Here is a 19,229-nt window from a genome sequence, read left to right as displayed (position 1 = left end):
TCAGTTGTATTCAATTTTTGCTTTTTTGTACTCACCCAGAATGTTCAGGTTTTTCACCTGCCGCATTACTTCCTTCATGGCGTCATCATACTGCTTACGCCTGGCCCACTCCACATCTACATGAATGGAGTATTCGCTTGGCTTACCGATAATCGGTATCGACTGAATTTTTGTAAGGTTAATCCGGTGCGATTTAAATACCAGTAACGCATCAGCCAGGCTGCCTACTTCGTTAGCGACTTCAAAACATAGCGAAGCCTTATTGCTTTCGGCTTTGCCATTCATGCGCCTGGTGAGCATCAGAAAGCGCGTAAAATTTTTCTTATGCGTTTCAATTCCCTTTTCAAGAATCTGCAACCCGAATTTTTTGGCAGCCAGTTCATTGGCAATGGCGGCCGTGTTCCTCAGTTTTTTTTCTTTCACCCTTCGGGCCGAATAAGCCGTATCATCGCTTTCGCGGATATCAACACCGTTCAGGCTTTGCAAAAACTCCGAACATTGGCGGATGGCCATCGGGTGCGATTCAATGACCTCAATTTCATTCATTTTCACTCCGGGCAATGCCATCAGGTGCAGGTGGATGGGCAGGTACAACTCGCCAACGATGCTGAAGTGATGCTGCTGCAGCAGGAAGTAGTTCGGCAAGATGCTGCCGGCAATGGAGTTTTCTATAGCCATTACTGCATAATCAACTTTTCCCTGGCTCAGCACCTTACATAATTCATGAAACGTCAGGCACTCCACCGTTTCAATGGCATTCCCGAAATATGCTTTCGCAGCCACTTCGTGAAAACTGGTGGCAATTCCCTGGATTGCAACCCGTATCCTCTTCCTTTTATTCATCACTTTTTATTTACCTCTTTCCTTCTCACCTCCCTCTCCACTCAAAAGATGGAGGACGGGAGGGCTGAGGCCAAACAAAAAGTCCCGGAGGTTATCCGGGACTTTCTGCGTTTGTTTTTATCGTTTTGTCAACAACAAATTACTCTTCGCTCAATCCCGGTGTAGGGCTGAAAAAAGAAATAATAAAAGTAAAACCACGTGTTGTTGAACATACTTACTGCTAAATAATGCCCTAATAAAGATGAATTTGATTTGCCGTGCAATGGTTGAATAAAACTTTTTTTCAACCAAATGCCCGTTAGGCGATTTGATCACATGCACCCATTAACCTACCTTTATTGCCTTAATTACCTAAATAATCATGAAAAAAACGTTTGCACTCCTGTTCGTTATCGGGCTTGTTTCCTGTGGTAAAAACAAAGATAACCAGGCCAGCGAGCCGGCTACGGACGACCCCAACAAGGTGTTGTACAACCAGGTAATGGACATTCATGACGAAGTAATGCCCCGTATGGACGACATTATGAAGCTAAAGCGCGAACTGAAAGAAACGGTTGAAAAAAGTGCTGACCTGGTTCCTGAAAAGAAAAAAGAACTGGAACAGAAAATCCTGCAACTGGACTCGGCCGGCAAGGCCATGATGCAATGGATGAACAATTTCAGACCGGAAGAATATACGGGTGAAGATCTGCGCGAATACCTCGAATCGGAAAAAGAGCGGGTAACCAAAGTAAAGCAGCAGATGCTGGAGGCCATCCAAAAAGCTAAAGAGAATTAACGCTACCGTATACTGCAGCCGGGCGGGCGGTGCTCGGCCACTTCAATGCGTTGCCCGGCCAGTACCTTTTCAATAGCATCGGTAAGGTACGCTTCCCGTACATCAGCGGCCGACTGGGGGCTGTCGTCAATAGCCCCGCGGTAAACCACAGTAAACTTCTGCCCGGTGTTTTTCAATACGAAGCACTCCGGAGTTTTGTGTGCATTGAAAGTTTTTAGCTCAATCTGGTTTTTATCCAACAGATACGGTATTGTTATTTTCTGTTGAACCAGATAATTCTTAAGAAGCTCACCCGATTCCACTTCATCGGAATTGGAGTTGATGAGCACTACCGGAAAAGTCGTTTTATACGTTTCGGCAATTTTCAAAATCCGGTCCATGTAGTACTTATCAAACGGGCAATCGTAACTCACAAAAATTACTACTACCCCGGCATGCTTCAGGTAATCGCGAAGATGGATTGTTTTACCGTCAACCACGTTGGGCAAACTGAAATCAGCGACTACCTGTGCCCGCACAGAAATCGTAACAATCACCAGAAAAAATTTAAGCCACTTCATTTTCAGGTATTCATAACCAGCACAAAATTATCAAACAAGTAATAGCGCAAGGTAACATGGGTTTGGGTATTATCCGCAACAATCCTGCCACGCAATTCGCCTTTGTTGTCCAATTTAAAGGGTTCAATCAGCAGGTTTTCGGCAAACACTACATCGCGCCTGCCGTAAATCTTCATCAGCGTTTCTTTGCCGCACCAGTACACCGTGTGTTTGATTACATCGTTTCCGGCATCGCGCAGTTCAGTAATGTGAAAAATCCGCGGGGCCATGCGCAACAATTTCGGATTAACCTGCTCCAAATCAATGCCCGGTGAATTTTTGGCATCAAGCACAGCGGCCACCAACGGAAACGAATGGGTAAGCGATACGTGCCAGGAGCAGTTTTTCAACAACGGCTTTCCATATGCATCCTTGGTCAACCCGGTAAAGGGCAGGTTCGCTTTTTCCATCAGGTGCTTTACCAACACACGGCCGGCAATATATTCAAGTCGTTTACCCGAATGCCGTATATTTTCAGGAATGCAGTCAAGTCCATTGGTTTGCTCAACAAGGCCAAGCTCATCTTCTTCAATTTTCCATACACCCCAGGCCCGTTCTTTTGAAACTTCGATTTTGGTAATTGGCATCAGGTTGCTCAACTTTGAAGGTTCAAGATGCAAAAATTCCAGTTCACATTCTTCTTTTACGCATGCCTGTTACCGTAAAGAAACTGCATACGTTCACCGGTCACCGCAACAGTGTGTATACACTGCAACCCTCCGATTGTGATTCTGTTTTCTTCAGCGCTGGTGGTGACGGCATGGTAGTGCAATGGAACCTGGAACGTCCGGATGATGGCCAACTGTTGGCACAACTTCCTAACTCCGTGTACGCGCTGAACTTTCACCAGCCCTCCGGATTATTAATTGCCGGACAAAATTTTGAAGGCATCCACCTGCTCGACTGGAAAAATAAAAAGCAGGTTGGCTCGTTAAAACTTAGCGAGGCCTACATTTTCGACCTGCAAACAACCGGCAACTATGTTTTTGCAGCTACCGGAGACGGAACCTTGTTTGTAGTTGACTTGAATACGCTTACCGTGCGTGAAAAAATAAAAGTTTCCGACAAACATGTGCGCTCTCTTTCAATTAACGAAAAAGCCCATGAACTGGCTGCCGGCTATAGCGACCATTCCATCCGTATTTTTGATTTGAATATGTTAACGTTGAAACACGAAGTACACGCCCACACCAACTCAGTTTTCACCGTTCGGTATATGCCCGGCCGGAGTTACCTGCTCAGCGGCTCGCGCGATGCCCGCCTGAAAGCCTGGGATATGAAAGCCGGTTACTCACTGGCCGGTGAAGTGGTGGCCCACCTGTATGCAATTAATCACCTCGATTTTAGCCCGGATTTAAAACATTTTGTAACTTGTAGCCTGGATAAATCGATTAAAGTGTGGGATGCAACCGAGATGCGGTTGCTTAAAGTGATTGACAAAGGGCGCCATGCAGGGCACGGTACTTCGGTAAATCGGGTGCTGTGGACAAACCACAACAACTGCCTGCTCAGCGCCAGCGATGACAGAACAATTTCCGTTTGGGATATTAATATACTTGACGATGCGCGTTGACCTGATTTTTTACCGCGCCTGATTTTTTAAACTAAACAACACGGTTATGAAAATTACACCGCTTGAAATCCGCCAGAAAAACTTCGAAGTAAACTTTCGGGGATACAACAAAGATGAAGTAAACGCCTTCCTGCTTACTCTTTCGCAGGAGTGGGAACGGCTGATGGATGAAACCAAAGAACTTCGCATTAAACTGGAAGCCTCCGAAAAAGAAGTGGCCAAACTGCGCGAAGTGGAAAGTTCACTGTTCAAAACCCTCAAAACCGCGGAAGACACCGGTTCCAACCTGATTGAACAATCGCGCCAGGCTGCCGAATTGCTGCTGCGTGAAACCCAGCTTAAAGCCGATGCCGTACTCAACGAAGCCAAAACAAAAGCCAAAGACCTTACCGATGAAGCCGAACTTCTCTCGCGCCAACGTTTAGCCGAAATGGAAATGCGCCTCAAAGCCCTGGCAGAAAATTACAAGAAGCTGGAAAACACCCGCGATGACCTGTTGCATGAACTGAAACGTATTTCGCAGGATACCATCGAGCGGGCCGAGCGTATCCGCAACAGCAATAAAGATTTTGATGCCGACCAGCATATCGCTACGGCTACCAAAGAACTGCACAAAGTAGTTTACCCCAACAAGCAGGCAGATTACACACCACCGAAAGCAGAAACTCCTGTTTCTCCTGCTAAAGAACCCACACTGCCCGAACCCGAACCGGAACTGGTAATGGAGCAAACCGTGGTGGTTGAAGCACGCAGCACAAAAAAAATTACATCTTTCTTTGACGAGATCGAATGACCGGACGCATTGCGCTTGAGGGGTTGGAGTTTCATGCCTTTCATGGCGTTTACCCGCACGAGCGCGAATCGGGCAACTGGTTTGAAGTGGATATCTCGGTTGAAACGGATTTGGCTAAAGCGGCACAAACCGATGATCTCGGTCAAGCCGTGAATTACGAAACACTTTACAGGATTGTAAAGGACGAAATGGAAAAACCCTCGCACCTGCTGGAAAGTGTTGCCGGCAAAATCATTGACAACATTTTCCTGCAACTTCCCTCCGTAACCGAAGTATCGCTCAAGATTTCAAAAACCAACCCGCCTATAGGGGGCAAGTGCAAAAAGGCAAGTGTGGAGGTGAGAAAGAATAAGATAAAGAAGTAAGCTTGAATGAAATTTTATCATTAAAGAACCTTGAGGACTGGTTTGAAGACCTCTGGAATATCATTGCCGATCTTCACATTTCTTTGAATAATCTACTCCGACTAAAGGAGGAACGATATCCATATGAGGAGCATATTAAAAAACATGGCTTTTTTCAACATCACTGGTACCAATTGAAATTCATTTTAATTGTACAACTCGCTAAACTATTTAGCAGCAGTTCAAGTCAAAAACGTTCATTCCACAGACTATTTAATCGACTCATCAAGTCGAAATACGGCAATGATATTGTGTTGTTATTAAAATCAAACAACAAGAAAGAACTTTCTAATTGTTTTAAATCCCGACAAGAAATAATATTAGCGATCGAAGAGTTAAGAAGCGAAATTGGAAAATTCAGTAAATCAATCAAGAAAGTGATTGATGCCAGAGATAAAGTCTATGCGCATCGTGATTCGAATATTACAGTTGAAGCTGTATCAGATGATGATCTTAAAGCGTTAGTTGAACTTAGCGCATATATTTTTAACACTGTAAGAAGGAAGTTTTTGAATACTACCGCTTTATTTTCATTTACATCCGATTGGAACATCGATTTTGTCTTACGTGAAGTTTCTCAGAATAGGGAAAATAAATTAAGACTTCTTGCAAAAAAAGAGAGAAACTAGAGAAGAAACTCTGTTGCTTTAAAATGCCAAAACAATAAAAGTGGAGCCGCAGGGAATCGAACCCTGGTCCAGCGAAGATGACCCCGAACGTTCTACATGCTTAGTTGCCTTTACTTGTCGGGAGTGGCAAGGCAGGCAACCACCTGAGCTACTCCGTAGCCGCTTGTCTTAGCCGTGCTTAGCGACATCGCACGGAGCGGTTTTGCTGAACGACACCGCTATACCAGCGCCCGCAAAACAAAGGCGCTGAGCGATGATGGCCTGGCGCGTCTTACGCGCCATAAGCTAACCTAACGTACCGTCAGATTAAGCAGCCATGGCGTAAGTATTCTCGCCACGTATGGTGTAGGGCTATCTGTTAAGGCTCTCACCCCATGAGCCTGCATGCTGCATCCGGCTTCACACAGCCTGTCAAAACCGGTCGGCCCCAGTAATTCAAACAACGTCAGGCAATTGGCTCGCTGCCATTGCCAATCCACTACAAATATAGCCTGAAAAAGGTTTCCGGCCGGATGCCGATTGGTATGGATAATTGTCGGCCGCGTTCTATCTTGCCCCCGCATGGATAATTTTGTGGTATCGGCACGCAAATACCGGCCTACCGGTTTTGACGAGGTGGTGGGGCAGGAGCACATCACCACCACGCTCAAAAATGCCATCGATTCAAACAAACTTGCCCAGGCGCTGCTGTTTTGCGGTCCGCGCGGGGTAGGCAAAACCACCTGCGCCCGTATTGTGGCCCGCCTGATTAACGGCTTTGAAGAGAAAACCGAGCTTAATTCACTCAACATTTTTGAACTGGATGCCGCCTCCAACAATTCGGTGGAAGACATCCGCAACCTGATTGACCAGGTGCGCTACCCGCCCCAGTTCGGAAAGTACAAGGTGTATATTATTGATGAGGTGCACATGCTCTCCAATGCGGCATTCAACGCCTTTTTGAAAACACTGGAGGAGCCGCCTGCCTACGCGATTTTTATTCTGGCCACCACCGAAAAACACAAGGTTATTCCAACCATTCTTTCGCGGTGTCAGATTTTTGATTTCAACCGGATACAGATCTCCGACATTGCCCGCCACCTGAAAAAAGTGGCCGACCAGGAGTCCATTCCGGCTGAAGAAGAGGCCCTGCATTTGATTGCCCAGAAAGCTGATGGCGCCCTGCGCGATGCCCTCTCTATTTTTGATTTGATGGTAACGTATTCTTCGGGTAAGGGCATCACCTTCAGCGATGTAATCAGCAACCTGCACATCCTGGATTATGATTACTATTTTAAAGTTGTTGATGGCCTGCTCGGCCGGAATCACAGCACCCCCCTGCTCATTCTGGATGAAATTCTCCGCCACGGTTTTGACGGGCAAAATTTTATTGTCGGACTGAGTGAGCATTTCAGAAACCTGCTGGTGGCGCAGGATGCACGTACCGTACAACTGATGGAAGTTCCTGAAAGCGTCAAAAACAAATACGCCAAACAAGCCAAAGAAACTTCGCCCTCGTTGCTGCTGTCGTGGCTCAGCATTGCCAGCCAGTGCGACATTAACTACAAGATGAGCAAAAACCAGCGCCTGTTGGTTGAACTGGCGCTGATGAAAATGGCCCACGTACAGTCTGTTTTAGATTTAAGCACTCTCGAGTCGGGCGAAAGCTCAAAAAAAAAAGTACTGACACTCCAAACCCCGTAGAGGAGCCTGCTGCGGAAAGCAGGTTTAGCGAAGCTGCTGCCACACAGTCCGCACAGCAACCTGCAATCAAAAAAATAAACGGTCCGGCCGGCAACCGGCCCTCCAAAACCATCAAACTGACGGCCATTCACTCTTCATTGAGTAATGGCGAGTCATCGGCCGAAAAAAAACCATCGCTTGCAGAAGGTAAAATCGAAAACAAGGAATTTACTTCCGACCAATTAAAAGCAGCATGGATGCGGTATGCAGAATCAAAAAAAACATATCAGGCCGAGTATCAATTACTAACCCAGCCGGTAGAAGTAACCGGAACCACGGTAACCGTACCACTCCATCATCCTGTTCAGGAAACCCTGCTTCACAATCTTCGCAGTGAACTGGCTGCGTTTCTGCGCACAGAACTCGGTAACCTGCAAATTCAAATAGAAGGTGTGATGCAAACCGTAGACGATCAAGGTATTCTGTACACCAACCGGGAAAAGTACGATTACATGGCAAAGAAAAACCCTCATTTAAAAGAACTGAAAAATCGCCTCGGCCTGGATACCGATTTCTGAAAGAACTGTACCTTCATATCCTGAACCGGATGGATATGAAAGCAATACTGATTATTTTGGTTACCGGTTATTCCATACTGCAGGCGGCTGCCCAGGCACCATCAACCCGCAACACCATGTACGTTGAACGCAATGTTTTCTATCTGAAATTCGGAGCCAGCAGTGAAGCTATTCCGATGTGGAAAGATTACCTGCAACGGGTTCATCAACGCGATCAAAATATTCATGCCCGGCTGCTTACTGATGTTTCCGGGCCTGCTTATACATTAATCCTGGAAATTGAATATGAATCCTTTAGCGAAATGGAACCATCGGAATGCCGATTGACCAACCAACCCGACTGGAAAGAGTTTTACAGGCAATTTATTCCATTATGTGAGAAGGCCGAACGCACCTACTACAAAAAGCAGATGCAATTCTAACCACTATTTCTTCTCTTCAAAATTCTGGAAGGAATACAAGAAGCCAATATTAAACAACTGACTTAACTGAAGCCCGTCATCCTGGTCAAAATCATACAAGGCAATAATGCCAAAGTTTACATTTACAAATTTGTTAACCTTGGCCGCCAGGTTCAGGTCAAGCCGGTGGTCAATGGTTTTTGCCTCAAGGGTTTCGTAATTGGCAAATGCCATGTAGCGCCACTTCAAATTCATGTTTTTGGCAATATCTTTATTAAAATCAGCAATCAGCTGAAAAGCAAGCCATTCAAAGCGCGTATTGTCGCCAACGTCAACGCCATACGGATTTGTAATACTTACCGCATTAAACCTCCCGTTATTGTCCTGCACGATAGTTACCCGTGGCGAAAAGGGTGAAATCCTGATCCTAAAGTAATCCACCGGATGATACTCAGCCCCCCACGATGAGGTGATGAATGCAGGGGCGAGAAAATCGGAAATAAGACTGGCCGTATTATCTTCTGCATACCGGTATCCGGGCGCAAACTGTGTTAGGAAGTTGAGCGAGGTGTACACATCCCATTTTTTACTCACTGAGTAACCCAGCTTGCTGTCTAGAAATATCCGGTCAACGGTTTTCCGGAAGCCCTGCCCCTCGTTGTTTACAAAACCATACAGAAAGTCGAATTCATTATCCCACGAAGTTTTGTTTTTGCGGAAGTTGGCTTTGTAATTAACTAATACATTTAATCCGATGGAGTTTACACCACCACCTTTCCAGTTCGATGAAAACGAGGCCTGGTTCAGATTAAGACCTGAAGTAAATTTCTTTTTCCAATTAGAAGTTGTATCGGGTTTAACCACCTGGGCAGATGCTAACCCGGTGCAGATCCAAAAAAGAAGTAAGAAGAGACAGAGTTTTTTAAGTTTCATGAGGCTAGGTTTTTTTTCAGAAAAATAGCCTCAAAACGAGTAAAAATGAAAGCCTGCTTAAATATTGTTTAGTTTAATTTCTTCCAGCGAAACCTCGGTGAGGGGCTTTGTAATGAACTTGATAACATGGTTGTTATTGATAATCTTATCAATATCGCGCTTGTTATCCGAGCTGGAGAGGATAATTACTTTGCATTTGTTCCGTACCAGTTCACTGAATTTTTCAAACTCATATAAAAAAACAAACCCATCCACAATGGGCATATTAATGTCAAGAAATATTAACGAAGGGATATTATCCGGATTTTTTTCATTCTCCTTTATGTATTCAAGCGCAGCTTTACCCGAGTTTTTTACCTCTACCCGTTTGGAGAATTGCGTTATTTCAATGATTCGCTTGCTGATAAAATTATCGGTTTCGTTGTCGTCAACCAACATCACCAAATCTACAGGCTTTGCAACCGCTTGCGTGTACATGCTAAAGAAACTTAAACCTTCTTAATTAAGAACTCAAAATTATTCCTTTTTACTCAATTAGATACCGTGGCAAAAACAAAATCAACCACTCAGGTAATATTCAGCCTATTATTTGTAAAAAATTAGCGCGGATGTCGTTGAATTTTCAACTTTTCTCCGGCCGAAAGGGTAAAGTCGGTTTTGCCATTCCAATCCATGAGTTGCTTAATGGTTACTCCATGCTGGCGGGCCACGCTGTACAACGTATCAGTTGATTTTACTTCATAAATAATGAACCCTTCGGCCGGAATTGAATTTTCTTCAGGTTTCCGGATGCTCAACACCTGCCCGGGTTTAATTCCCTGTTCCAGGTTCAGGTTATTCCATCCTGCCAAATCCATAACGCCTATATTGTACTTTTTGGCAATTCCGTAGAGCGTTTCACCGGCTGCAACCACATGTTGATGGGAAAACTGTGGCGTTACCGCCTCATTATTTACCGTTGGCCACTCAGGTTCCTGCAGAACGGGCACCGCCTGATTTTCCACTAGACTTTCCACAACCGGAACCTCTACCCTATCGGTTGCAGGAGTAACCCAGCTAAAAGTTTCTTCTGTATTCAATTCAACTACCTGTTCGGCATTAGTTGGCTGATGTGCGGTGCTATTGGAGATAAGATTAACTACCATTCCTTCCGGTAACCTGCTTTGACTAACTCCGGGATTGAATTTTTTTACCCGCCTGAGTTGTACGCCATACTGCTGACTGATTGACCACAGGGTTTCATCCTTACCAGTTACATGCTGGGCAACTGCACCCTGGGTATTCTTCTTGCGGGTATAATAATAGGCACCGGCTGTTAACGGATCGCTGATGGAAAGGTCGTTGAACTTAAGAAAAGCCGATAACCCAATGGCGGCCCGCTTGGCTACTGCCGCAGCATTTTCACCCGCTTCGGCCCTGATGGCCGGAATGCCGTTTATAATCTTTACATCATTAGCCGTAGCATAACCTGAGCGCGCCTCAACCTTTCCTGGCGATCCACCTAACGATTGCTGCAATGCCTCGTTGTTTTTGGCTACAGCCGCATAAACCGTTTTCTCTTTACCTTCCACCGGAATCATTACCGCATACTTACGGTCGTCTGGTATATGGGTCTTCCTTATCCATTTGTTGTATTCCGCCAGTTTTTCTTCGCTGACGTCAATCTCGCGGGCGATATCGGAAAGTGTTTTTCTTTTATGGTTGGTAAATGTGAGCAGTTTTACTTCAGGCATGCCGGTTACCGCCCCTTCGAAGGCTACTTTATGGGCCAGAAATTTTTTTACATACCAATACGTGTTGCTGGTAATTTCCATGTGTCTGGCACCGCTCTCGTAATCGGTATAGGTACGCTGTACAGCACCGGCACCCATCTGGTAAGCCTGTAGTGCGTATAGCCAATTATTAAAATAATAGTTATTCTTTTTTAAGTAGCGGGCTGCCGCGCGGGTTGAGGAAACTATATTCATGCGCTCATCTACTTCGTTATCAACCCGTAGGCCCATTTCAGTGGCCGTGAAATCCTTAAACTGCCAAAAGCCAACGGCATTGCTAACCGAAACGGCATCGGCAATCAGGGCGCTTTCCTGCAACACAAGGTATTTAAAGTCATCCGGTACACGCTCGTCTTTAAAAATTTGTTCAATAATCGGGAAGTAGGTTTTGGCACGTTCAACTTTTACATCAAAATATTTAGGGTATTGCGTAAGTGCGTCCACATCTTTCTGTATTTCCCTCCGCGCATCATCGCGGATGCTGAGCGTAATGCCGGCCACCTGCATTTTGTGGGGTACCTGCGGGCTTTGCGCTGTTGATAAAACAGGTACGAGTAGTAAGGCTGTTAATCGGATCATGCGTTTAAAAAATAGTCAGCCAAAAAAAATTTCATACACAGTCATCCTGCAACATGTTGCCTCAGGATTACTGAATCTTCCTGACAATCATCATTCCATCACGCACCGGAAGCAGCACATTCTCCACCCGCTCATCATCCTGAATCTTCCGGTTAAACTCCTGGATGGCCCGGGTATCCTTATCGGGCTTAGTATCCAGCACCTTGCCGCTCCATAACACATTGTCAGCCAGAATGTAACCACCCAAAGGTACGATATTGACAACCAAATCGTAATAGCGCATGTAATTTTCTTTATCGGCATCGATAAACACCAAATCAAACGGGCCCGGAAGTGTCGGAATAATTTCCATCGCATCGCCAATGCGATAATCAATGCGTTGTTCCAATCCTGCTTCGCTGAAATAGTTTCGTACGCGATCTTCAAGCTCCTCGTTGTTATCAATTGTAACCAATATACCTCCCTCCAGCAAGCCTTCGGCCAGGCAAATGGCCGAGTAGCCGGTGTACGTTCCTATTTCCAAAATAGCTTTTGGCTTAATCATCTTACTGATTATTGCAAGCAACCTGCCCTGTAAATGGCCGGAAAGCATGCGGGGCATTAACACCTGAGCATGTGTATCCCGGTTGATTAGCTTTAACAACGGGCTTTCAGCAGATGTGTGTTCCTCGGAATAACGCTGAATAAAAGGATGAATAATTTCCATGGCTGAGATTCGCCCGATAAAAGTACCGTGTTTTAAGGAACCGTCCCAACTGCGAACAAAAATGACCGCAGGCGGGCAACCCGTTGCACCGGGTCTATCTTTTTGATTAATATTTCAAGGCTTTTTCACTGGCATTTTAATTGTAAACGCTATACTGATATGGATACACAAAACGTACGAACCTGTTTTACGATTACCTATACCGATGAGCAGTTTAACCGGGCCAAAGCGTATGTGGAAGATATGAAACGGCACCCCAACCGTATTTACTGGCGCGGTAAAGAAGGAAAAACCGATCAGGAGCTAATCATCGAGCAGATTGCCCATCGCATTCTTTCCGGGTTTTACAACGATGACCCGCTTAATGCAAGCCGGCATATTATCCGGATGGACAGTGTGACGATGACTTAAGCTAATCCGTAAGCGGGGTATAATACCCGCGCGCCAGCCATACCTCGCGCACATCGCCAAGAGCGATAAGGTAAGGCTGATATGTTTTGTTGTCGGATACAAGGAGCAGTTTATCGGGCTGATCATCCAGAAAAAAAATCCGCTTAAAAACAATTCCCTCGCTGTGTGTTACCAGCACATAGGCTTTGCCATTTTTTACCTGCGCAATTTTTTCGATGTACTCGCCAAACACGATGCTGCCGTAAGGAACCGGCAACATGGAATCGCCCTTGATTTCGAATGCCCGAAAAGTACGGTTCTGCGGAAGCACCGGCAACTGGATTTTCGGCAGCTCGCTGATATATTCCGGATCGTGGTAGCCGTTAAGATACCCGGCAGCCGCTTTTTGTAAAACCAGTTCCACATTCTCCCGGCCGGTGCGATCAACGGTAATGGCCAGAACTTCTTTGGAGGATGATGCCTGTTTAAACAAGTGCCCCGGCTTACTCAGGTCGGTAGTGGCCAGGTCGTCAAGGCTTACCTGAAAAAGAGTGGCCAGTTTCTGTAATGTTGGCAGCGGAGGCAGCGCGCGCCCTTCCTCATAGGCACCGATTACCGGCTGGTTGAGTTTCAGTTTCTCGGCCAGTTGCTTTTGTGTAAGCCCCTGCCGGCTTCTTAAAAACTTCAGGTTTTTGCTGATTAACGGCATGTTCAAAGTAATACTAAATATTTTAGTTAAACAATATTTATTTACTAATTTATTTAGTTTAATATAGCGGCATGGACCGCAACATTATTCACCTCGACCTGGATGCCTTTTTCGTAGCCGTAGAACGTCAGCGCAATCCGAAACTAAACGGCAAGCCGCTGATCATTGGCGGGCAAAGCCGCAGGGGCGTGGTAGCGGCCTGCAGCTACGAAACCCGGCAGTTCGGGGTACACTCGGCCATGCCCATGTACCTGGCGCTGCAACTGTGCCCCGATGCCCTGGTCATCTCCGGTGATGTGGAGGCCTACAGCCGGGCTTCGCACCTGGTAACCGAAGTGATTGCCGATGAAGCCCCGCTGTTCGAAAAATCATCTATTGATGAATTTTATATTGACGCCAGCGGCATGGATAAGTACTTCGGGGCATTTACCTGGGCGCTGGAACTGCAGAAAAAAATTATGAAGGAGAGCGGCCTGCCCATTTCGCTGGGTATGTCGGTAAACAAACTCGTATCGAAAGTGGCTACCGGTGAGTTTAAGCCCAACGCCAGAAAACATATTCCGGCCGGCACCGAAAAAGATTTTCTCGCCCCGCTGGCCATAGAGAAAATCCCGATGATCGGCAAACAAACAGCCTCCTTCCTGTACGATATGGGTGTGCGCAAGGTGGCCACGCTGCGCGAAATGCCGTTGAAATTCCTGGTGAGCGCATTCGGTAAAAATGGAATTTCCCTATGGAACAGAGCGCATGGTATCGACAACAGCCCGGTGGTTCCATACAGCGAACAAAAATCCATTTCCACGGAATGCACCTTTGAGGAAGATACCATTGATGTGAAGCGATTAAAATCCATCCTCATCGCCATGGTGGAGAAAGTGGCCTTTACGCTGCGAGAGCAGAAAAAGCTAACCTCGTGCATTACGGTAAAAATCCGGTATGCCAATTTCGATACGGAGACCAGGCAGGTGCAGGTTGCTTACACGTCATCCGACCATGTTATTCTTCGCGTGGTGCAGGAACTGTTCGACAAACTCTACCACCGCAGGATGCTCATCCGGCTGGTAGGCGTACGGCTAAGCGGACTGGTGCACGGCAACCATCAGATCAGCCTGTTTGACGATACTGCCGAGGCGATTAACCTCTACCAGGCCATCGACCACATTAAACACCGGCATGGTGTTGAGAAACTGGTGCGCGCCACCACCATGGGCGTAAGTCGCAGGGTGCGCATGGAGATGAATATGTTTAAGGGAAATTTGAGGTGATTTAATTATTATACCAAGAAGTTGATTGATATGGCGAATTTTTTAAGGGATCCAAAAAATAAAAATTATCGAACACTTGCTTATCTCGATCCATGTGGAATGCAGTTAGAGTGGAGGTCAATTGAAAGTCTTAGATCTTTACCTATTGATGTATGGATCTTGGTTCCGACCGGGATGGGAGTTAATCGACTCCTCAAAAAGAATGGTAGGTTATCAGATACATGGGCCGAACGATTAGAAAAATTCCTTGGACTTTCAAGAGAAGAAATCGAAAATCATTTTTATAAAAAGACAGAAACATTATTTTCTGATTATACTTCTATTGAAAAAGAAAGAGATGCGATTGAAAAATCGGCTTTACTCTATAGAGACAGGTTGAGGGGGGTCTTTAAATTCGTATCAAAACCTTATGAACTTAGAAACTCCACGAATTCTGTAATGTATCATTTATTCTTATCTTCAAACAACAAAACAGCAGTCAATATTGGGAATGATATCGTAAAAAAATTTAGCAAGTAAATGGCTGAATCAAGTATCGAATGGACTGAACTAACCTGGAATCCCACAACCGGGTGTAATAAAATTTCTGCCGGTTGTAAGTTCTGTTATGCGGAGGTGATGTCAAGGCGGCTAAAAGCCATGGGGCTGGATAAGTACAAGAATGGGTTTAAACTTACACTCCATGAGAGCGAGTTAAAAGCACCATACTCATGGAAAGGTTCAAAAATTGTTTTTGTAAACTCCATGAGCGATTTGTTTCATAAAGATATTCCCCTGGATTTTTTGAAAAAAGTCTTCCGGGTAATGAATGAGAACCCGCAACATACTTTTCAGGTATTAACCAAGCGGTCTGACATACTGCTTAAATACCATGAACAACTAACCTGGACTCATAATATCTGGATGGGTGTTTCGGTTGAAGATGAGCGTGTAGTCTCACGAATTGATGATCTGAGAAAAACCTCGGCACAGGTCAAATTTTTGTCGTGTGAGCCCCTAATAGGCCCATTGCCCAACCTTAACCTTCAAAACATTGATTGGGTTATTGTAGGTGGTGAATCCGGCAGAAAACCCAGACCGATAAAACCCGAATGGGTTATCGATATTAAAAAACAGTGCCGGATAAGTAAAGTATCTTTCTTTTTTAAACAATGGGGTGGCACAAATAAGAAAAAATCCGGGCGTTTGTTAAAGGGACGGACTTATGACGAAATGCCTACGCTCCGGAAAAAAATGTCCAGTCAGTATAATCCAATTCCAAACAGGTTAACAGTCTAACGGTTGCAGATCTTCACATCTTTAGCACCGTAAACTCCACCCTTCGGTTTTTGGCGCGGCCTCCTTCGGTTTCGTTGGTATCCACCGGTTTGGATTCGCCATAGCCCATGGCCACCAGCCTGCGGGCGCTGATGCCCTGGCTAACCAGGTAATCAACAACCGCCTGGGTACGGCCTTGCGAGAGGCGCTGGTTATATTCGTCCGAACCTTTGCTGTCGGTATGCCCGGCAATTTCAATCTCCACTGTCGGGTTGCGTTTTAAGAAATCGATCACTTTGGCAAGTTCTTCGTACGATTCTTTCTTCAGTGTAGTTTTGTCAAAATCAAAATAGATATGATCGAGCCGCACGGTTAAACCAACTTCAATCGGCTGCAGGGCAATGTCTTTAATTACCGGGGTAACGTCTTCGCTGATAACTTCCACACTGTCGGTAGCCGTCAGGTATCCTTCAGCGGTTGCTACAAGAATGTATCTGCCCAGTTGTTTTATCTCTTGTTCGTATTTACCGCCCGGTGTGGCGGGTTTCATTTCAGCCCGCTTGTTTGTTTTCGGATAAATAGTGAGTTCGGCTGGTATCGGTTTGCTCGTTTTCAGATCATAAACCGTACCGGCCAGCACCAACTGTTTAGCTACCGGGGTAAGATAAATTTCAATGGTAATGGTAGTATCATTGCCAAGCGGTGGAATGGTAAACGACTCACTTTTTGGTAAATACCCCGCTTCAGAAACGGAAACCGAAAAACCGTCCACCTCGGGTATGCGTGTTTCAAATTTTCCGGTGGCTGCCGAGCGCATTTTCAATACATCGTGCTCAGCCGGTTTCAGTTCAACATTGGCCTGGATGGGCTGTTGTGTTTTTTCATTATAAACCACGCCTGCCACAATCACCTTAACATCACGCGGCACCAGTTTGAATAAGTCAAGGTTGCCACCGTCCTGTGTACTGTTGGAGCGGCTGGTGAATACATTACCCGGTTTATCGATACAGAAATACAACTCATCGGCTGCCGTGTTGATGGGCGCACCCATGTTTAGCGGGACCGACCAGTTTTGCCACGTATCGTCAAGCCGGGTGCACCGGTAAATATCAGCCTTGCCCTTTTTACCGGGTGCGTTTCGATCGCTTGAAAAGTAGAGTGTTTTATCATCGGGGCCGATAAACGGGCCTACATCATCATCGCGCACTGAAATATTCAGTCGCTTGGGCATTGTCCATTTACCTCCTTCATTGTTGCTTACATACAAACTGCTTCGCTGGCTGTTTGGCATTTCACTGAAAAACATGATGATGTGCTTTCCATCCGATGACATGCTGGCCCCGTAAAACCTGCCCTTGTTCATTTCACGAAAGCCCGGTACCTCGATTTCAGTTAATACACCAGCCGGATTTACAATGGAAAATCCCTTTGTGTCTTTAACACGGCCTCCTTTTATAAACAGGGAGCCATCGGGCAGGCAGGTAAACACCTGGTTGCTGCGGTGGATGTTAAACGGGGGGCCCAGGTGTTTGGCGGCCGTCCACTCGCCTTTTTCATTCAGGGTCGACATCCAGATTTCGTCACTCCCCTCTTTGCCGTAATTGTTTTCAGGATGATTGTGTATGAAAAAATACAGCTGCTTCCCATCCTGCGAAATCACCGGTGCGGCATCGTGGTAAAAGGTGTTTACTTCGCGGTTCAGCTTAACCAGTTCGTACCGTGCGGCAAATTGTGCCGCAGCGGATGAAAACAGTACCAGGCTGATAAATAAAAAAGAGGGTCTCATCCAATGTATCTTTTAACTTAGTAAAGTTAACAAACATCAGACAATCCGGTAAAGTAATCCAATCTGTTAAAACAGGTTTTTGTGCAAAATGCCCCTGCCGCTCATGTAGATAGAAACCACAATCAATAACAGTGCAACCCCGTTAAAAATAAACATGCGCTTATGTTTCAGGGCGTCCAACGAAATTTTCTTTGCACCTATCCGTGCTACGGTAATTAATGTAATGGCCACCAGCATCAGAAAAATATGCTCAACCGACCAGTACCGCAGGGTACTGTCTTTCATTGTGTGTTCATTAAACTTCACATTCGGGCTTACAAAATACAGGATAAGGCCCACCACCAGTTGCAGGTGCGTAAAGATGAGCAGGTAAAGTGAGAGCTTGTTATCAAAGTTCGTGTAGGGCTTCCTGCCAAGCCATTTTCTAAACGAAATAACAACTACGGCTACAAGCACAAGCAAAATAAAGTAACGAAGCAGGGTGTGGGTATGTAATAAGCCGGTGTACATAGATTGCTTTATTTGAGGCGTGAAAATAGGAATGCTTTTCGAAACTTCCGAAAAATGATATTTTTACCTGCCTCATGAAATACTGCGCCTTTCTGCTTTTACTTGTTGTCGCCCCCTTTGCCGAGGCACAACCTGATGACAGCAGTGCTAAACCTCCGGATACGGTGCAGATCGGTACGTACATCATCAGCATTCATGATATTAATTTTCAGCAAAAAGAGTATACCATCCGTTTTTGGCTGTGGCTGATTTACCAGAACCTGCAGTTTGATTTTGCCAAACAGATTGACATACCCAACGCTAAAACCATCGAAGAACCTGAAGTACTGATGGATATGGTTGACGGCAAAATGTGGCAGCTTATGAAGATGAAATGCGTGATGAAGCAAAACTGGAAGGTGGGTGATTTTCCGTTCGATAAGCAACGGCTTGTTGTGCACATTGAAAACTCCATTTACGATCAAAACCAACTGGTATTTGTTGCCGATGAGTTCGGCAGCACATTTGACCGTGAACTGACACTTGACGGCTGGCGCATCCGCGATTTTAAAGTGAACACCAACACGCACGAGTACATTACCGTATTTGGCGACCCCCGTTCGGATATGATGCACTCTGAGTATGCTTCATTTAATATTGTAATTGACATTGAACGCGATGCCTGGGGGTTGTTTCTGAAAATTTTCATCGGCATGTACATCGCCTTTCTGATTGCCGCGCTCAGCTTCACACCGAAAGCCACCGAACTGGAACCCCGCTATGGCCTGCCGGTTGGCGGTTTGTTTGCAGCCGTGGGCAACAAGTATATCATTGACTCGCTGCTGCCCGAATCATCGTCATTTACCCTGGTGGATACGCTGCACACCATCACCTTCCTCGGTATTTTTGTAACCCTGCTGATTTCGGCTATTGCCCTTCGGCTCTATGAAAAAGACAAAAAAGAAGCAAGCGCCCGGGTTGACTATTGGGGCTCGCGCATTGTTATTGTGCTTTATGTTGTACTGAATATTGTTTTTGTGTGGCTGGCTGAAAAGTAGTTGTACCGCTATTATACCATGAGTC

The 19,229-nt window shown here is 45.6% G+C and carries 23 protein-coding genes and 1 other RNA gene; 13 read left to right on the top strand and 11 right to left on the bottom strand.

Annotation, left to right across the window (positions count from 1 at the left end):
* On the bottom strand, positions 1-843 hold the full coding sequence (locus tag HRU69_07770) for a prephenate dehydratase (protein ID QOI97391.1): 843 nt from the start codon (positions 841-843) through the stop codon (positions 1-3).
* Between the two features lie 361 nt (positions 844-1,204).
* Here HRU69_07770 and HRU69_07765 point away from each other — a divergent pair, with 361 nt between their 5' ends.
* Positions 1,205-1,621: a hypothetical protein gene (locus HRU69_07765; protein QOI97390.1), complete on the top strand. Its 417-nt coding sequence runs from the start codon at positions 1,205-1,207 to the stop codon at positions 1,619-1,621.
* A 2-nt stretch (positions 1,622-1,623) separates the two neighbouring features.
* On the opposite strand, the gene HRU69_07760 is transcribed toward HRU69_07765, so the two are convergent.
* The gene (locus HRU69_07760; GenBank protein QOI97389.1) at positions 1,624-2,181 is read right to left on the bottom strand and encodes a redoxin domain-containing protein; all 558 of its coding nucleotides are present in this window, start codon (positions 2,179-2,181) and stop codon (positions 1,624-1,626) included.
* A 2-nt stretch (positions 2,182-2,183) separates the two neighbouring features.
* Positions 2,184-2,807 (bottom strand): 4'-phosphopantetheinyl transferase superfamily protein, encoded by a 624-nt coding sequence (locus HRU69_07755; GenBank protein QOI97388.1) that lies wholly within the window; start codon positions 2,805-2,807, stop codon positions 2,184-2,186.
* A 62-nt stretch (positions 2,808-2,869) separates the two neighbouring features.
* Between HRU69_07755 and HRU69_07750 the strand changes: the two genes are divergently transcribed.
* The 4 genes from HRU69_07750 to HRU69_07735 are packed head-to-tail and all read left to right on the top strand — an operon-like array spanning position 2,870 to position 5,619.
* Positions 2,870-3,793 (top strand): WD40 repeat domain-containing protein, encoded by a 924-nt coding sequence (locus tag HRU69_07750; protein QOI98861.1) that lies wholly within the window; start codon positions 2,870-2,872, stop codon positions 3,791-3,793.
* A 46-nt stretch (positions 3,794-3,839) separates the two neighbouring features.
* Entirely contained in the window at positions 3,840-4,586 is a 747-nt protein-coding gene (locus HRU69_07745) for a DivIVA domain-containing protein (protein ID QOI97387.1), read from the top strand.
* On the top strand, positions 4,583-4,951 hold the full coding sequence (gene folB, locus HRU69_07740; GenBank protein ID QOI97386.1) for a dihydroneopterin aldolase: 369 nt from the start codon (positions 4,583-4,585) through the stop codon (positions 4,949-4,951). The genes HRU69_07745 and folB overlap by 4 nt, the downstream gene beginning before the upstream one ends.
* Positions 4,952-4,953: 2 nt before the next feature.
* A complete protein-coding gene (locus HRU69_07735) occupies positions 4,954-5,619 on the top strand; it encodes a hypothetical protein (GenBank protein QOI97385.1) in 666 nt (221 codons plus the stop codon).
* 38 nt (positions 5,620-5,657) lie between these two features.
* On the opposite strand, the gene ssrA is transcribed toward HRU69_07735, so the two are convergent.
* Positions 5,658-6,048: a transfer-messenger RNA gene (ssrA, locus tag HRU69_07730) on the bottom strand.
* Positions 6,049-6,180: 132 nt separating this feature from the next.
* Between ssrA and dnaX the strand changes: the two genes are divergently transcribed.
* The 3 genes from dnaX to HRU69_07715 all read left to right on the top strand — a co-directional run bounded on the left by dnaX (position 6,181) and on the right by HRU69_07715 (position 8,281).
* Positions 6,181-7,302 carry a DNA polymerase III subunit gamma/tau gene (gene dnaX, locus HRU69_07725; GenBank protein QOI97384.1) on the top strand — a complete coding sequence of 374 codons (1,122 nt, stop codon included), beginning with the start codon at positions 6,181-6,183 and terminating at the stop codon, positions 7,300-7,302.
* A gap of 137 nt (positions 7,303-7,439) precedes the next feature.
* Positions 7,440-7,859: a hypothetical protein gene (locus tag HRU69_07720; GenBank protein ID QOI97383.1), complete on the top strand. Its 420-nt coding sequence runs from the start codon at positions 7,440-7,442 to the stop codon at positions 7,857-7,859.
* 35 nt (positions 7,860-7,894) lie between these two features.
* Complete coding sequence (locus HRU69_07715; protein ID QOI97382.1) at positions 7,895-8,281, top strand: hypothetical protein; 387 nt, start codon at positions 7,895-7,897, stop codon at positions 8,279-8,281.
* Positions 8,282-8,284: 3 nt separating this feature from the next.
* Here the strand turns inward: HRU69_07715 and HRU69_07710 are convergent, their stop codons facing one another.
* The 4 genes from HRU69_07710 to HRU69_07695 form a co-directional block, all read right to left on the bottom strand.
* Positions 8,285-9,193, bottom strand: coding sequence for a DUF3078 domain-containing protein (locus HRU69_07710; GenBank protein QOI97381.1), 909 nt, complete (start codon positions 9,191-9,193; stop codon positions 8,285-8,287).
* A 57-nt stretch (positions 9,194-9,250) separates the two neighbouring features.
* Positions 9,251-9,631, bottom strand: coding sequence for a response regulator (locus tag HRU69_07705; protein ID QOI98860.1), 381 nt, complete (start codon positions 9,629-9,631; stop codon positions 9,251-9,253).
* A gap of 161 nt (positions 9,632-9,792) precedes the next feature.
* Positions 9,793-11,544 carry a LysM peptidoglycan-binding domain-containing protein gene (locus tag HRU69_07700; protein ID QOI97380.1) on the bottom strand — a complete coding sequence of 584 codons (1,752 nt, stop codon included), beginning with the start codon at positions 11,542-11,544 and terminating at the stop codon, positions 9,793-9,795.
* 67 nt (positions 11,545-11,611) lie between these two features.
* Complete coding sequence (locus HRU69_07695; GenBank protein ID QOI97379.1) at positions 11,612-12,250, bottom strand: O-methyltransferase; 639 nt, start codon at positions 12,248-12,250, stop codon at positions 11,612-11,614.
* 159 nt (positions 12,251-12,409) lie between these two features.
* On the opposite strand from HRU69_07695, the gene HRU69_07690 reads away from it, so the two are divergent.
* Positions 12,410-12,661, top strand: a complete 252-nt coding sequence (locus tag HRU69_07690; protein QOI97378.1) for a hypothetical protein — start codon at positions 12,410-12,412, stop codon at positions 12,659-12,661.
* A 1-nt stretch (position 12,662) separates the two neighbouring features.
* Here HRU69_07690 and HRU69_07685 read toward each other — a convergent pair whose 3' ends face one another.
* On the bottom strand, positions 12,663-13,349 hold the full coding sequence (locus tag HRU69_07685) for a LexA family transcriptional regulator (GenBank protein ID QOI97377.1): 687 nt from the start codon (positions 13,347-13,349) through the stop codon (positions 12,663-12,665).
* 71 nt (positions 13,350-13,420) lie between these two features.
* On the opposite strand from HRU69_07685, the gene dinB reads away from it, so the two are divergent.
* The 3 genes from dinB to HRU69_07670 are packed head-to-tail and all read left to right on the top strand — an operon-like array spanning position 13,421 to position 15,892.
* Positions 13,421-14,614: a DNA polymerase IV gene (gene dinB, locus HRU69_07680; GenBank protein ID QOI97376.1), complete on the top strand. Its 1,194-nt coding sequence runs from the start codon at positions 13,421-13,423 to the stop codon at positions 14,612-14,614.
* A 30-nt stretch (positions 14,615-14,644) separates the two neighbouring features.
* Positions 14,645-15,133 (top strand): three-Cys-motif partner protein TcmP, encoded by a 489-nt coding sequence (tcmP, locus tag HRU69_07675; GenBank protein QOI97375.1) that lies wholly within the window; start codon positions 14,645-14,647, stop codon positions 15,131-15,133.
* Positions 15,134-15,892, top strand: a complete 759-nt coding sequence (locus tag HRU69_07670) for a phage Gp37/Gp68 family protein (GenBank protein ID QOI97374.1) — start codon at positions 15,134-15,136, stop codon at positions 15,890-15,892. It begins immediately after the preceding gene.
* A gap of 13 nt (positions 15,893-15,905) precedes the next feature.
* Here the strand turns inward: HRU69_07670 and HRU69_07665 are convergent, their stop codons facing one another.
* Together HRU69_07665 and HRU69_07660 are read right to left on the bottom strand one after the other, a co-directional pair.
* Complete coding sequence (locus HRU69_07665; GenBank protein QOI97373.1) at positions 15,906-17,657, bottom strand: OmpA family protein; 1,752 nt, start codon at positions 17,655-17,657, stop codon at positions 15,906-15,908.
* Between the two features lie 66 nt (positions 17,658-17,723).
* Positions 17,724-18,167 carry a cytochrome B gene (locus HRU69_07660; protein QOI97372.1) on the bottom strand — a complete coding sequence of 148 codons (444 nt, stop codon included), beginning with the start codon at positions 18,165-18,167 and terminating at the stop codon, positions 17,724-17,726.
* Between the two features lie 74 nt (positions 18,168-18,241).
* Between HRU69_07660 and HRU69_07655 the strand changes: the two genes are divergently transcribed.
* The gene (locus HRU69_07655; GenBank protein ID QOI97371.1) at positions 18,242-19,204 is read left to right on the top strand and encodes a hypothetical protein; all 963 of its coding nucleotides are present in this window, start codon (positions 18,242-18,244) and stop codon (positions 19,202-19,204) included.
* Positions 19,205-19,229: the final 25 nt, after the last annotated feature.

Source organism: Flammeovirgaceae bacterium, assembly GCA_015180985.1.
In the GTDB taxonomy this organism is placed as follows: Bacteria; Bacteroidota; Bacteroidia; order Cytophagales; family Cyclobacteriaceae; genus UBA2336.
The sequence above is the reverse complement of the archived record's forward strand: the minus strand, read 5'-3'. Positions and strand labels throughout refer to the sequence as shown.

Bases quoted from the DNA above. Each gene is read 5' to 3' on its own strand.
- dnaX (QOI97384.1), top strand. From the start codon at position 6,181: ATGGATAATTTTGTGGTATCGGCACGCAAATACCGGCCTACCGGTTTT.
- HRU69_07690 (QOI97378.1), top strand. From the start codon at position 12,410: ATGGATACACAAAACGTACGAACCTGTTTTACGATTACCTATACCGAT.
- HRU69_07665 (QOI97373.1), bottom strand. From the start codon at position 17,657: ATGAGACCCTCTTTTTTATTTATCAGCCTGGTACTGTTTTCATCCGCT.
- HRU69_07715 (QOI97382.1), top strand. From the start codon at position 7,895: ATGAAAGCAATACTGATTATTTTGGTTACCGGTTATTCCATACTGCAG.
- HRU69_07745 (QOI97387.1), top strand. From the start codon at position 3,840: ATGAAAATTACACCGCTTGAAATCCGCCAGAAAAACTTCGAAGTAAAC.
- dinB (QOI97376.1), top strand. From the start codon at position 13,421: ATGGACCGCAACATTATTCACCTCGACCTGGATGCCTTTTTCGTAGCC.
- HRU69_07700 (QOI97380.1), bottom strand. From the start codon at position 11,544: ATGATCCGATTAACAGCCTTACTACTCGTACCTGTTTTATCAACAGCG.
- HRU69_07670 (QOI97374.1), top strand. From the start codon at position 15,134: ATGGCTGAATCAAGTATCGAATGGACTGAACTAACCTGGAATCCCACA.
- HRU69_07710 (QOI97381.1), bottom strand. From the start codon at position 9,193: ATGAAACTTAAAAAACTCTGTCTCTTCTTACTTCTTTTTTGGATCTGC.
- HRU69_07755 (QOI97388.1), bottom strand. From the start codon at position 2,807: ATGCCAATTACCAAAATCGAAGTTTCAAAAGAACGGGCCTGGGGTGTA.
- HRU69_07660 (QOI97372.1), bottom strand. From the start codon at position 18,167: ATGTACACCGGCTTATTACATACCCACACCCTGCTTCGTTACTTTATT.
- HRU69_07685 (QOI97377.1), bottom strand. From the start codon at position 13,349: ATGCCGTTAATCAGCAAAAACCTGAAGTTTTTAAGAAGCCGGCAGGGG.
- HRU69_07750 (QOI98861.1), top strand. From the start codon at position 2,870: ATGCCTGTTACCGTAAAGAAACTGCATACGTTCACCGGTCACCGCAAC.
- HRU69_07695 (QOI97379.1), bottom strand. From the start codon at position 12,250: ATGGAAATTATTCATCCTTTTATTCAGCGTTATTCCGAGGAACACACA.
- HRU69_07705 (QOI98860.1), bottom strand. From the start codon at position 9,631: ATGTTGGTTGACGACAACGAAACCGATAATTTTATCAGCAAGCGAATC.
- folB (QOI97386.1), top strand. From the start codon at position 4,583: ATGACCGGACGCATTGCGCTTGAGGGGTTGGAGTTTCATGCCTTTCAT.
- HRU69_07655 (QOI97371.1), top strand. From the start codon at position 18,242: ATGAAATACTGCGCCTTTCTGCTTTTACTTGTTGTCGCCCCCTTTGCC.
- HRU69_07770 (QOI97391.1), bottom strand. From the start codon at position 843: ATGAATAAAAGGAAGAGGATACGGGTTGCAATCCAGGGAATTGCCACC.
- HRU69_07760 (QOI97389.1), bottom strand. From the start codon at position 2,181: ATGAAGTGGCTTAAATTTTTTCTGGTGATTGTTACGATTTCTGTGCGG.
- tcmP (QOI97375.1), top strand. From the start codon at position 14,645: ATGGCGAATTTTTTAAGGGATCCAAAAAATAAAAATTATCGAACACTT.
- HRU69_07765 (QOI97390.1), top strand. From the start codon at position 1,205: ATGAAAAAAACGTTTGCACTCCTGTTCGTTATCGGGCTTGTTTCCTGT.